The following is a 12,496-nucleotide window of genomic DNA, read 5'->3' as shown; positions in this document are numbered from 1 at the left end:
ACTCGCACGCGCTGTTGGTCCTGAAAGACACGCGAGTTCGAATGCGTGTTGTTGCGGCACGGAAAGCGCAGCCGCAAGAGAAACACGTTCTACTGGTCTGATACGTTCGGTCGCAAGTCGTCGACAGCGCTGGCCATGCAAGTATCGTTCCCGCTTAAGTAATTCATTGATTTGTGGGGATATACGAGGTTAAGCAGGTCGTGACGACGGCAAAAATCAACCGAATATGTTTCAAGATTGACACGCTTTGCCGCAAGCGGGATCTGCCCCCCGGACAGGCCACGACCGCTTGATGTAAAAATCGCTATACTTTTTTTATGGCATGGTCAGGATCGCGGGCCGCTATGAAACACCGGACTGCAAACGAAATCGCGTTGGGTCGGTCTTGCGATTGCCGGTGCAGGGGCTCGCGAAGCGCACCTACCCGGCTCCTGGTTTAGGAGGATATTCTCGTGTCAGACAAACACATAACGAGCCGATTCGACACGGACCTTCACCACATTTCGTCCAAGGTATTCGAGATGGGCGGGCTCGTAGAGTCACAATTGACCAATGCGATGCAGGCCCTCAGCTGCTTCGACCTCGAATTGGTCGATCAAGTCATTGCCGTCGAACATCGACTCAATACGATGGAAGTCGAAATTGATGCGGAGTGCGGCAACATCATCGCGCGGCGGCAGCCGGCCGCATCCGATCTACGCCTGCTGATGGCGATCTCGAAAGCGACCACCAATCTCGAGCGGGCTGGCGACGAAGCACACAAGATCGCGAAGCGGACTCGACGAATCGCGAATGACGATGCAGGCAAGACCGTCGACATGGCGGAAATCCAGTTGTCCGGCCAGCTGGCGTCAAACATCCTCCATCGTGCACTCGATGCATTCGCTCGACTCGATGTCGTCGCTGCAGCCCGGATTGTCCGCGAGGACGAAGCGATCGACGAGCAATACCGCGCTTTCATGCGCAAGCTGGCGACGTATATGCCCGAACATCCCCGCAGCATCGCGTCTGCGCTGGACTATCTGTCGATCGCATCGGCCATCGAGCGTATCGGGGACCATGCAACGAATCTGGCGGAGCTCGTCATTTATGTCGCCAAGGGCACGGATGTCCGCCACCTCTCCTGGGAGCAACTTGAGCGTGAAGCCCTGCGTGATTGAGCACCGGGCAGCAAGGAACACCGAACAAGACCCGCAAGGACTCAAGAGCCGGTAATAGCGGGCACGCCCCTGGTGAACGTCCTATGAGCAACCGCGCGGCATTGAGGGCTCTGGACCATGACATTTACGTTCACGCTGATCGATCTGGCCGGATCCGTTGCGCTGCTGTTGTGGGGCACCCATATGGTTCAAACCGGCATTCAGCGCGCCTTCGGTGCCGGTTTACGTTCAATTCTCGGGCGAGCCCTGCACGGACGACTTCGCGCCTTCCTGGCCGGACTGGGCGTCACGGCGGTATTGCAGAGCAGTACGGCGACCGGACTCATGACGGCCGGCTTTGCCGCAGGCGGGCTGGTCAAGCTGGTCCCCGCGCTCGCTGTCATGCTCGGCGCAAATGTCGGCACGACGCTGATCGTGCAGGTGTTGTCGTTCGATGTTGCAGCGGTCTCGCCGGCGCTGATACTCGTTGGGGTGCTGATGTTCCGCAAGGTGTCGAACACGCGTGCACATGACTTGGGCCGCGTGCTGATCGGTCTGGGCCTGATGCTGCTCGCGCTGCACCAGTTGCTTGGCCTGATGACGGACTACGAGGATGCGCCCAGTTTCCGCATGCTGCTCGGTGCCGCATCCACGGTGCCGCTGGTGGATGTGCTGCTGGCGGCGGGGCTGACCTGGGCCGCGCATTCGAGCGTTGCGATCGTTCTGCTCATCATGTCGCTCTGTGCGCAGAACGTGGTGCCGCCTGATACTGCGTTTGCACTGGTCCTGGGTGCGAACCTCGGCACCGCGATCAACCCGCTGCTGGAGGGGACGGCGGCAACCGACCCCGCATCGAAGCGTTTTCCGGTAGGCAACCTGCTCTCGCGGGCAGTGGGCGTCGTGCTGGCACTCGCGGCGCTGGGGCCGATCGGACGTTTCATGGTTGCGATCGAGCCGGACAATGCGCGGGTGGTGGCCGATTTTCATACGCTGTTCAACCTGATTCTTGCCGGCCTTTTCCTGCCGATCCTCACTCCATTTGCGGGACTGTTGGGGCGGCTGCTGCCGCAACGTACCGACCCCACCGATCCGTCGCAGCCGCTGTACCTGGATCCGGCCGCGCTGCAAATTCCGATGGTGGCGCTCGGCAACGCGGCCCGTGAGGCGCTTCGACTGGCCGACGTACTCGGCGAGATGCTGGCAGGTGCCCGTGCAGTCCTGGTGGTCGGTGATCGCAAGCTGATCGCGGAGACCCGCCAGCGCGACGACATCCTGGACAGCCTGAATACCGCGATCAAGACTTACCTGACGTCGCTTGACCCCGAGCAACTCGCGGAAAACGATCATCGGCGTTTGCACGAGATCCTGACTTTCGTCATCAACCTCGAGCAGGCTGGCGATGTGGTGGATCTGAATCTGCTTCCGCATGCCACCAAGCGCCTGAAGCGCGGGCTTGCGTTCTCGAAGGAAGGGGAAGCCGAACTACTGGCCATGCTGGACCGCCTGACGGCCAATCTGCGCACGGCAGCGTCGCTGTTCATGACCGGGGACCCACGTACCGCACGGATGCTGGCTGACGAGAAAGTGGCCTTCCGGGAGGCGGAATCGACAGCGACCGCGGCTCACTTCGACAGGTTGCGCTCCGGTCGCCTCGATACGGCCCAGACGAGCGCGCTGCATCTCGATCTGCTCCGTGACATGACGCTCATCGATTCGCATATCGTGGCCGCGGCCGCGTACCCGATTCTCGAGCGTACCGGATCCTTGCTGCCCAGCCGGATTGCGGCGAATGAGATGTAGCCTCGACATGCACTCAGTCACGCTTTTCAGGTGTCCTTCGGCACGATCGAGCCGCTTCATGATGTCCGGGTGTGATGCGTGGATAGTCACGGTTGCCCCGCTTCCAGATCGGGAGCAAGGTCGCCACACGATCGGGCGGCAGGCTCCCTCAAAGTTAACTTGTAGAGTGAATAACATGTGAGTAGCATTCACTACATGAATGCTCTTACGACCTGGTCACTCCTCGTTCTGACCCTTCCCACTGAAAACGCGACGGCCCGCATGCGGTACTGGCGCGCGCTCAAGGCGAAGGGATGCGCGGTGCTGCGCGACGGCATCTACCTGCTTCCGTACACCGCCGCGCACGAAAGCACGCTGCGCGAACTGGCGGACGGGATCGCCGAAAGCGGCGGCACGGCCCACCTGCTGCGCGCACCGAGCCTCGACGCGTCGCAGGAGCAGGAATTTCGCGCGCTGTTCAGTCGCGACGACGACTACGCGGCCTTTACCCGCGCCCTCGCCGACGCGCGCAAGACGCTGGCCGGGCAATCCGCCACGGAACTGACCCGCCTTCTGCGACGCCTGCACAAGGACTTCGACACGCTCCGTGCGATCGACTATTTCCCGGGCGACTCGGCCACCCGCGCCGAAGTCGCGCTGCAGGATTTCGTCGCACTGGTCGACACCGTGCTGTCGCCGGGCGAACCGCATGCCGCGGACCGCCCCATCCGTCTGCTGGCGATCGACGAGTATCAAGGTCGCACCTGGGCGACACGGCAGCGCATGTGGGTCGACCGCGTCGCGAGCGCGTGGCTGATCCGCCGGTTCATCGACGCGCGCGCGCGTTTCATCTGGCTCGCGTCGCCGGCCGCTTGTCCGGCCGATGCGCTTGGCTTCGATTTCGACGGTGCGACGTTCACCCACGTCGGCGAACGCGTGACGTTCGAAGTGCTGCTCGCGAGTTTCGGGCTCGACCAGGACCCGGCGCTGATGCGGCTCGGCGAGATCGTGCATGCGCTCGACGTCGGCGGCACCGCGGCGCCGGAAGCGGTCGGCTTCGAGGCCGTGATGGCCGGCACGCGCCAGCGAGCGGAGAGCGACGACCAGTTGCTCGATCAGATGGGCGCCGTGCTCGACTCGCTGTACGTGCATTTCGCGTCGAACGACAAGAACGGGACCGGGGCCAAGTCATGACTACTGCTATCGCGACGACCGAGCCGACCTATTCGCTAGGCCAACTGGTCGGCTACATGCTGCGTCTCGGCACGTTCGGGTTCGGCGGGCCGGTCGCGCTTGCGGGCTACATGCGCCGCGACCTCGTCGAGCGGCGCGGCTGGATCACCGAGGCCGACTACAAGGAAGGACTCACGCTGGCCCAGCTCGCGCCGGGGCCGATGGCCGCACAGCTCGCGATCTACCTCGGCTTCGTCCATTACCGGATTCTCGGCGCGACGCTCGTCGGCTTTGCGTTCGTGCTGCCGTCGTTCCTGATGGTGCTCGCGCTCGGCTTCGCGTATGCGCACTTCGGCGGGCTGTCGTGGATGCAGGCCGTGTTCTACGGCGTCGGCGCCGCAGTGGTCGGCATCATCGCGATGAGCGCGTACAAGCTCACGACGAAGACCGTCGGCCACGACAAACTCCTCTGGGCCATCTTCCTGACGCTGGCCGCCGTGACCTTCATCACGGAATCGGAAATCGCGTGGCTGTTCATCGCCGCCGGACTGATCGGGTGGCTGTGGCGCGCCCCGCCGAAATGGCTGCACAAGGGGGGATTGAACGCGGTCGCGGCCGCCAACCTGCCGGCGGCCAGCGGCTGGCTGAGCGGCATCGACATGCCACAACTCGTGCAGATCGGCGTGTTCTTCACGAAGGCCGGCGCCTTCGTGTTCGGCTCGGGGCTCGCGATCGTGCCGTTCCTGTACGGCGGGGTCGTTACCGAGCACCACTGGCTCAACGACAAGCAGTTCGTCGACGCCGTCGCGGTCGCGATGATCACGCCCGGGCCGGTCGTGATCACCGTCGGCTTCATCGGGTATCTGGTGGCCGGCCTGCCCGGTGCGTGCGTCGCCGCGCTCGGCACGTTCCTGCCTTGCTATCTCTTCACCGTCATTCCCGCGCCATACGTGAAGAAGTACGGCCACCGGCCCGACGTCAAGGCGTTTGTCGACGGCATCACGGCCGCGGCCGTTGGCGCGATCACGGGCTCCGTCCTCGTCATTGCGAAGCGATCGATTGTCGACATCCCCACCGCCCTTCTCGCAGTCGTAACGGTGCTGCTGCTCTGGCGCTTCAAGAAGCTGCAGGAACCGGTGGTCGTCACTGCGGCGGCCATCATTGGTCTGGTCGTCTATCCGCTCATCCATTTGCACGCCTTCTGACGGCACGCGCGTGCGCATACCTGCGAGGAAAGCAATCATGGCAACGCGTCGAACCTTTCTGCACGACACCGCCGCTGTGGGTGCCGGCATCGTGCTCGCCCAGGCGCGAACCGCGTATGCGGCAGACGAGGTCAGTTACAGCGACAAACTGACCGACGCGGAGGGCAAATATGCGGCGGCACCGCTGCCCTTTGCCTACGACGCGCTTGAACCGGTCATCGATGCACGCACGGTCGAGCTGCACTACAACTTTCACCATAAGCCCGCGGTGGTCGCCGCAAACAAGGCGGAGGAAGGTCTCGCGAAAGCACGGGAATCGAACAATTTTGCGCTGGTGAAGTTCTACGAGAAAGAGCTCGCTTTCCAGCTGTCCAGTCACATCCTGCATACCGTCTACTGGACGAGCGTCTCGGGAAAAGGCGGCGAGCCGAAGGGCGAGCTGGTCAAGGCGATCGACAAGAACTTTGGGTCATATGCGAAATTCAAGGCCCAGTTGATTGCGTCAACGGTCGCCATCGAGGCATCCGGCTGGGGTGTCGTTGGCTACCATCCGGCTACGGGCAAGCTGATGATCCTGCAGTGCGAGAACCACCAGAAGCTCACGGCCTGGGGCATCCAGCCGATTCTGGTTCTCGACGTTTTCGAACACGCCTACTACCTGAAGTACCAGAACCGGCGCAGCGAATACGTCAACCAGCTATTCAGCATCATCAACTGGGACAACGCGGCCCTTCGGCTCCAGGCGGCGCGGCCCGCCCGGAGATCGACATAAAAGACGTCGGGCGCACCGCTCCAGCAGCTGAATGAATGACGATAGACGAGGGACGGCATCATGCGGCCTATCACCAGATCGACGTTGCTCGCCGCGGTGGGCACGAACGGAGCGCGATGGGTGGTGCCAACCCGGCTCGCGCTCGGCGTGCTGCTGCTTTTTCCCGTCGACGGCAGCATCCAGCAGCGGTTCAGCTTCCATCATGGCGATCCATCCGCTTTGTCTTTCGGTGCGGTGGCAGCTGGCATGATCCCTCGCGCGATCGAAGTTCTCGCGGGCGTCAGCTTCGTCTCAGGATTCGGTATCAGGCTGGCCGGCTATCCAATGGTGGCCATTTTTGCCGTTCCGGCGCTGGCCAATTTCGCCAAGTCATCCGCATGGCTGCGAGATGCCGAGGACCACGTCATCGTGCCGCATGGAGATTGGAGCTGCGGTGCGATGCACCTTGCCGTCGCCCTGCTTCTCGGTGATTTGCTGGCAGCCGGCAGCGGCCGGTGGTCGGTGGACTACTGGCTTGCCATGAAACTCAAGGCAGTCGCAAATCCCCACTTTAGGCGTCGAGAAGACGCCCACTTGCCTATTGCAACAGGAGGCGGCCATGAACTGCGAGATGAAACCCCTTGCCTGCGATCCCTCCCGACTGGTTAGCCTGTCGGAAAAGCTCATCGTCAGTCACTACGAGAACAACTACGGCGGCGCCGTCAAACGCCTCGGCGCCATCGCGGATCAACTGGCGTCGATCGACCCGGCCGCGTCGCCCGTGTTCGTACTGAACGGCCTGAAGCGCGAGGAACTGATCGCCGCGAATTCGATGATCCTGCACGAGATCTACTTCGACGGCCTCGGCGCGAACGGCGCACCCGATGGCGCACTCGCGGCCGCGCTCGCACGCGACTTCGGCAGCGTCGAGCGCTGGCGCACCGAATTCACCGCGATGGGCAAGGCGCTCGGCGGTGGCTCCGGATGGGTGCTGCTGAGCTGGTCGCCGCGGCTCGGGCGACTGACCAACCAGTGGGCGTCGGATCATGCGCACACGCTGGCCGACGGCACGCCGCTGCTGGCGCTCGACATGTATGAACACGCGTATCACCTCGACTTCGGCGCGAAGGCAGCGGCCTATGTCGACGCGTTCATGCAGAACATCAACTGGACCAGCGTTGCGGCGCGATTCGCCGACGCGACCCGCTGACCGTCGTTCACATGGTCTGGTAATCGCCGCGGTCGATTCACAAGGAGCAGGTGATGCGAAAGTCTTTCGGGATGGTGCCGGTCGTGATGGCGATTGCGCTGTCCGTTGCGCAGGCCGGTTGCGACAGAAGCGGAGCCGATCAGGGGGCCGGCGAGATCGTCACGCTCGAACACGTGCCGGCGCCGGTCAGAACGATGATCGAGCGTCAACGGCAAGGCGGCAGCGTCGGGGTGATTCAACGGCGGGTGAAGGACGGCAAGTCACTCTATGCCGTAACGATCGTGCAGGGCGGCCAGGAGCAACGTGTGATTCTGGCCGAGGACGGCAAGCTCGTCGGTAGCCGCCCGGCCAGCGACGACGAAGACGACGACTGACCCGCCGGCCGTGTCGCCATGCAGTTTCCGTAACGCCACGCAGGAGACGCGCCATGAAATGGATTACGCGGGAACGTCCGAAAATCGATCGCATCGCCTGTCCGTGGCTCATCGCCCGGTTCATCGACGACGCACCTGAATTTCTCTACGTGCCCGGCGCGGATGTGATGCGCATCGCTGCGGAAACGGGTGGGATCCCCTACGACGTGCCCGGTGTCGAATTCGGCCACCATGGCGACCGCTGCAGCTTCGACGCATTCATCGACAAGTACCGGCTCCGCGATCCCGCGTTGCTCCGGCTTGCCGAAATCGTGCGCGGTGCGGATACGAACCGGCTCGACCTGACGCCGGAGGCGACCGGCCTTTATGCGATTTCGATCGGCCTGTCGGGAAACTTCGCCGACGATCACGAGCAGCTACGGCACGGGATGGTGATGTACGACGCGCTTTATACGTGGTGCCGACGTGATACACATGCCTAGCGGGAGTCCGGCCGTCTCGTACGCGCTTCGCTTGTCACGCTGGCTGATGCCGGCCGGCGTGGAGCATACGGCGTGGATTCTTCTCGTCAGCCGCGGCCTGCGCGGCTTCTGCGACGGCTTCATTGCCGTCCTGCTGCCTGCCTACTTGCTCTTGCTCGGCTTTGCGCAAGTCGACGTCGGGCTGATCAGTACCGCGACGCTGGCAGGCTCGGCCGTGGCGACGATCGCCGCAGGTGTGGTCGCCAGCCGCGTTCCGCCGCGCCGGATGCTGACGCTTGCCGCGGTTCTGATGGCGGCCACCGGCATCGGCTTTGCCGGCTTGTCGACGCTGTGGCCGTTGCTCGTCGTGGCCTTCGTCGGCACGCTTAACCCGAGCTCGGGCGATGTCAGCCTGTTCCTGCCGCTCGAACAGGCGAGACTCGCCGAAGCGGCGAACGGCAATGCGCGCACCGCATTGTTCGCACGCTACAGCCTGATCGGCGCGGTGTCGGCCGCGCTGGGTTCGCTCGCGGCGGGACTGCCGCTCTGGCTCGCTTCGCACGCAGGCGTCTCGCTCCTCGACGCGTTGCGCGCGATGTTTGTCGTCTATGCGCTGACCGGGCTCTCCGTCGCTGCGTTGTACCGCCGGTTGCCGATCGCGGAGTCGCGACGGGCAACTGCCGCTCCGCCGCTCGGTCCGTCACGGCGGATCGTCACGCGCCTGGCGCTGCTGTTCAGCATCGATGCGTTCGCGGGCGGACTGGTCGTCAATTCACTGCTGTCGCTCTGGCTGATGCAGCGCTTCGGCCTGTCGATCGGGGCAGCCGGACAATTCTTCTTCTGGTCCGGCTTGCTCTCCGCCGGTTCCCAGCTTGTCGCCGCGCCGCTGTCACGCAGGATCGGCCTGTTGAACACGATGGTCTTCACGCATATCCCGTCGAGCCTCTGCCTGATCGGCGCGGCCTTTGCGCCCACGCTGCCGGCAACGCTGGCGCTCCTGCTGATGCGCAGCGCGTTGTCGCAGATGGACGTGCCGACGCGCACCGCGTACGTCATGGCCGTCGTCACGCCGGCGGAACGCCCGGCCGCGGCCAGCTTCACGTCGGTGCCGCGCAGTCTCGCGGCCGCTGTCGCGCCGACGCTGGCGGGAAGCCTGTTCGGACTCGGGTGGCTCGGCGTGCCGCTCGTTGCATGCGGCGCGTTGAAGATCGCCTACGACCTCTCGTTGCTTGCCGCGTTCCGCCACATCAAACCCGATCAAGGGATCAAGCCGTAACCGGGCGGAATCGCGAGATTCCGTCGGCCATCGACTCTCCTCGAAGCGCCGCCGAACTCAACGCGCATCGCGTATGGCGGCGCAAGTCACTGCAGGATCTCATCATGAAATCATCGAGAAACCGACGTGCCAGCATCGCCGCGCTGCTTGCGATGGCCGTCGCGATCGCTGCCGCCGGGCTTGTCGCGCACCGGCCGTCCCGTGCGGCCGACGCCGCTGCACCTGCTCTGCTGCCGTTAAGGCAAGTCGCCGATATCCCGCTGCCGGGCGGCACGACGCGTTTCGACTACGCAAGCATCGATCCGAACCGTAATCTCCTGTTCATTGCGCACCTCGGCGACTCGGAGATCGTCGTCTTCGACTTGCGCACGTCAACGGTCGTGGCGCGCATCGGCAATGTGTCGTCAGTGCATGGCGTACTGGCGGTTCCCGATCTGTCGCGTGTCTACGCATCGGCGACCGGAACCGACGAAGTCGTCGCGATCGATACTCGAACGCAGAAAATCGTCGCGCGCATCCCCGGCGGACATTACCCGGACGGAATGGCCTACGTGCCCGATGCGCGCAAGCTGTACGTTTCCGACGAATACGGGAAAACCGAGACGGTCATTGACGTTCGGACCAGCCAACGCATCGCCACGATCCCGCTCGGCGGCGAAGCCGGCAATACGCAATACGATCCGGTATCCCGCCATGTCTTCGTGAACGACCAGACGCACGACCGGCTTGTCGAGATCGACCCGGCCGTGGATCGCGTCGTCAATCGATTCGATCTCCCGGGCGCCCGGGGCAACCACGGGCTGTTGATCGATCCGCACAGTCGGCTCGCCTTCGTCGCTTGCGAAGGAAACGACAAACTGATCGTGCTCGATATGCGCTCGATGCGGCCGGTCCAGTCATTCGACGTCGGCGGGAATCCGGATGTGCTCGCCTTCGATTCGGCGCTGTCGACGCTCTATGTCGCAGGCGAAGCGGGCGTCGTATCGATGTTCCAGGTGGAAACCGGCAGTATCCGCGAGATCGGCGAGAGCCGACTCGGCCCGAACGCCCATGTCGTTGCAGTCGATCCGGCAACGCATCGGTCGTATTTCCCGCTGAAAAATGTCGGCGGAAAACCCGTGCTGCGCGTCATGCAACCGGTGTAACCGACGAGAAACTCACATCCGCAGGTGCAGCCCGGTCATCTCACAGTCGGTCCGCGACGGGAGAATGCGCGATGACGACTTCTCGGCCACCAGTCCACCGACGCCTGCGGTCCTGAACGTATTCGAGCGAGACGGAGGCTGGCATTGGGGTCGTCATGCCCGCTGCTCCAGCGCCGCCGCGTTCGCGTCGTCGCGTGCCCGCCGGACCGGCAGCCGCACGCAGAACGTCGTGCCGCGCCCGGGTTCGCTCGTCACGTCGATTGCACCGCGATGGCGCTCGACGATGCCGTGCGATACCGACAAGCCAAGCCCCGTTCCCTGCCCGACCGGCTTCGTCGTGAAGAACGGATCGAAAATCCGCCGGACGACATCGGGCGTCATGCCCGTTCCGGTGTCGCCGATCGCGATCGACACCTGTTCGCCATCGCTCGACGTGCGGATCGTGATGACACCGCGCTCCGGCATCGCCTGCGCCGCGTTGACCAGCAGGTTCATGAATACCTGGTTCAACTGCGACGGCAGGCATTCGACCTGCGGCACGTCGCCGTAATCGCGCACGATGTCGGCCTTGTACTTGAGTTCGTTATGAACGACGTTGAGCGTGCTCTCGAGGCCCGCGTGGAGATCGACCACGCTCCACTCGTCGCTGACCGGGCGCGAAAAATCGCGCAGGTCCTGCACGATGCGCCGCACCCGCACCGCGCCGTCGATCGATTCGTCGATCAGCGTCACGATCTCGTCGCGGACGTAGTCCAGATCCGCCGCGCGGCCCATCGCCGTCAGCGCGTCGCGGGCGGCGGGGTCGAGCTGCGGCAGCACGGCTTCATGCGCCGCGACCACATCGAGCAGGCTTCGCACCCAGGTCTTCAACGTATTGAGGTTCGCGCTGACGAAGCCGATCGGATTGTTGATCTCGTGCGCGACGCCCGCCGCGAGCTGGCCGATCGACGCGAGTTTTTCCGACTGCAGCAACTGGACGTGGGTTTCCTCGAGCGCATGCAGCAGGCGCCGCTGCTCCTCCCGCTCCTGTTCGAGCCGTGCCTGTGCCGCCTTGCGTTCGTCGATCTCGGTCGCCATGTTCTCGCGCGTGCGCTGCAGCATCTCCGTCGACTGCTCGTAGCGGTGCAACGCACGTTCGAGTTCGGCGGTTCGCATTTTCACGAGCCGCTCGAGCGTGTCGGCCATCCCGCGCAGAAAGGTTGTGCGCGCATCGAAGCGGCTGAGCAGCAGCGTGACGATCAGCGTCGCCATCGTAAACAGCGCGACGGTCGTCGCGAGCCACGGCGTGTCGATCCCGTTCGCGGCGCCGCATCGAACGTCCGGCGCGAAATGCGCGGCCGCCATCCCCGTATAGTGCATGCCGGTAATGGCGATGCCCATGATGACGGCCGCGCCGACGCGTTGCGCGGTCGCATGACGTGCCTGCTGCGCGCGCAGCGCCTGCGCAATCCATAGCGCGGCAGTCGATGCGATCGCCGCGATGCCGATCGATGCGGCGAACAGCGCGGGATCGTAGCGAATGCCGGGTTGCATGTGCATCGCGGCCATCCCCGCGTAGTGCATGCCGGCAATCCCGCCGCCCATCAGCGCACCGCCCGCGAACAGTCGCCGCCAGCCCAGCCGTGCGCGCGTGACGACGTTCAGTGCGAAATACGACACGAGCACGGCGATCGCGAGCGATGCGCCCGTGTCCGGCAGTGCATAGCCGAGCGGGATCGGCAGCGAGAACGCGAGCATGCCGACGAAATGCATCGACCAGATCCCGGTGCCCATTGCAACCGCGCCGCCGCCGAGCCACGCACGCTTGAGCTTCGGATTGTCGAGCAGCGAAATGAACGCGGCCAGGTCGAGCGTCGTATAGGAGGCCAGCGTCGCGATCACGAGCGACAGCAGGACGAGCGGGAGGTGATAGGTGCCGTGCATGATCGAGCGCCCGAATCGGTATGAATGCGTTGCCGCGACGCGCGCTCGAGCGCGCACCGC

General features: G+C 64.1%; 12 protein-coding genes. 11 read left to right on the top strand and 1 reads right to left on the bottom strand.

What is annotated here, in order from left to right; translation table 11 throughout:
- Nucleotides 1–452 precede the first annotated feature (452 nt).
- The 11 genes from phoU to LXM88_RS02755 all read left to right on the top strand — a co-directional run bounded on the left by phoU (nt 453) and on the right by LXM88_RS02755 (nt 10,513).
- Nucleotides 453–1,160, top strand: coding sequence for a phosphate signaling complex protein PhoU (phoU, locus tag LXM88_RS02805; protein ID WP_262530422.1), 708 nt, complete (start codon nt 453–455; stop codon nt 1,158–1,160).
- 117 nt (nt 1,161–1,277) lie between these two features.
- Nucleotides 1,278–2,939, top strand: coding sequence for a Na/Pi cotransporter family protein (locus tag LXM88_RS02800; protein ID WP_262530421.1), 1,662 nt, complete (start codon nt 1,278–1,280; stop codon nt 2,937–2,939).
- A 195-nt stretch (nt 2,940–3,134) separates the two neighbouring features.
- A complete protein-coding gene (locus tag LXM88_RS02795; protein WP_262530420.1) occupies nt 3,135–4,112 on the top strand; it encodes a chromate resistance protein in 978 nt (325 codons plus the stop codon).
- A complete protein-coding gene (locus LXM88_RS02790; RefSeq protein WP_262530419.1) occupies nt 4,109–5,296 on the top strand; it encodes a chromate transporter in 1,188 nt (395 codons plus the stop codon). Before LXM88_RS02795 ends, LXM88_RS02790 begins: the two co-directional genes overlap by 4 nt.
- Nucleotides 5,297–5,333: 37 nt before the next feature.
- On the top strand, nt 5,334–6,068 hold the full coding sequence (locus LXM88_RS02785; protein ID WP_262530418.1) for a superoxide dismutase: 735 nt from the start codon (nt 5,334–5,336) through the stop codon (nt 6,066–6,068).
- Between the two features lie 60 nt (nt 6,069–6,128).
- Nucleotides 6,129–6,716 carry a hypothetical protein gene (locus tag LXM88_RS02780; RefSeq protein ID WP_262530417.1) on the top strand — a complete coding sequence of 196 codons (588 nt, stop codon included), beginning with the start codon at nt 6,129–6,131 and terminating at the stop codon, nt 6,714–6,716.
- On the top strand, nt 6,667–7,257 hold the full coding sequence (locus tag LXM88_RS02775) for a superoxide dismutase (protein ID WP_262530416.1): 591 nt from the start codon (nt 6,667–6,669) through the stop codon (nt 7,255–7,257). The genes LXM88_RS02780 and LXM88_RS02775 overlap by 50 nt, the downstream gene beginning before the upstream one ends.
- A 53-nt stretch (nt 7,258–7,310) precedes the next feature.
- Entirely contained in the window at nt 7,311–7,631 is a 321-nt protein-coding gene (locus LXM88_RS02770; protein ID WP_262530415.1) for a hypothetical protein, read from the top strand.
- 53 nt (nt 7,632–7,684) lie between these two features.
- Complete coding sequence (locus LXM88_RS02765) at nt 7,685–8,113, top strand: chromate resistance protein (protein WP_262530414.1); 429 nt, start codon at nt 7,685–7,687, stop codon at nt 8,111–8,113.
- A 46-nt stretch (nt 8,114–8,159) separates the two neighbouring features.
- Nucleotides 8,160–9,368 carry an MFS transporter gene (locus tag LXM88_RS02760; RefSeq protein ID WP_412524096.1) on the top strand — a complete coding sequence of 403 codons (1,209 nt, stop codon included), beginning with the start codon at nt 8,160–8,162 and terminating at the stop codon, nt 9,366–9,368.
- Between the two features lie 104 nt (nt 9,369–9,472).
- A complete protein-coding gene (locus tag LXM88_RS02755; RefSeq protein ID WP_262531625.1) occupies nt 9,473–10,513 on the top strand; it encodes a YncE family protein in 1,041 nt (346 codons plus the stop codon).
- A gap of 153 nt (nt 10,514–10,666) precedes the next feature.
- On the opposite strand, the gene LXM88_RS02750 is transcribed toward LXM88_RS02755, so the two are convergent.
- Nucleotides 10,667–12,436: a histidine kinase gene (locus tag LXM88_RS02750; RefSeq protein WP_262530413.1), complete on the bottom strand. Its 1,770-nt coding sequence runs from the start codon at nt 12,434–12,436 to the stop codon at nt 10,667–10,669.
- Nucleotides 12,437–12,496 lie beyond the last annotated feature (60 nt).

It is taken from the genome of Burkholderia sp. S-53 (assembly GCF_025560745.1).
Classification (GTDB): Bacteria; Pseudomonadota; Gammaproteobacteria; order Burkholderiales; family Burkholderiaceae; genus Burkholderia; species Burkholderia pyrrocinia.
The sequence above is the reverse complement of the archived record's forward strand: the minus strand, read 5'-3'. Positions and strand labels throughout refer to the sequence as shown.

Coding starts and splice junctions, on each gene's coding strand:
- LXM88_RS02800 (WP_262530421.1), top strand. CDS start 1,278: ATGACATTTACGTTCACGCTGATCGATCTGGCCGGATCCGTTGCGCTG.
- LXM88_RS02795 (WP_262530420.1), top strand. CDS start 3,135: ATGAATGCTCTTACGACCTGGTCACTCCTCGTTCTGACCCTTCCCACT.
- LXM88_RS02790 (WP_262530419.1), top strand. CDS start 4,109: ATGACTACTGCTATCGCGACGACCGAGCCGACCTATTCGCTAGGCCAA.
- LXM88_RS02785 (WP_262530418.1), top strand. CDS start 5,334: ATGGCAACGCGTCGAACCTTTCTGCACGACACCGCCGCTGTGGGTGCC.
- LXM88_RS02780 (WP_262530417.1), top strand. CDS start 6,129: ATGCGGCCTATCACCAGATCGACGTTGCTCGCCGCGGTGGGCACGAAC.
- LXM88_RS02775 (WP_262530416.1), top strand. CDS start 6,667: ATGAACTGCGAGATGAAACCCCTTGCCTGCGATCCCTCCCGACTGGTT.
- LXM88_RS02770 (WP_262530415.1), top strand. CDS start 7,311: ATGCGAAAGTCTTTCGGGATGGTGCCGGTCGTGATGGCGATTGCGCTG.
- LXM88_RS02765 (WP_262530414.1), top strand. CDS start 7,685: ATGAAATGGATTACGCGGGAACGTCCGAAAATCGATCGCATCGCCTGT.
- LXM88_RS02760 (WP_412524096.1), top strand. CDS start 8,160: ATGCCGGCCGGCGTGGAGCATACGGCGTGGATTCTTCTCGTCAGCCGC.
- LXM88_RS02755 (WP_262531625.1), top strand. CDS start 9,473: ATGAAATCATCGAGAAACCGACGTGCCAGCATCGCCGCGCTGCTTGCG.
- LXM88_RS02750 (WP_262530413.1), bottom strand. CDS start 12,436: ATGCACGGCACCTATCACCTCCCGCTCGTCCTGCTGTCGCTCGTGATC.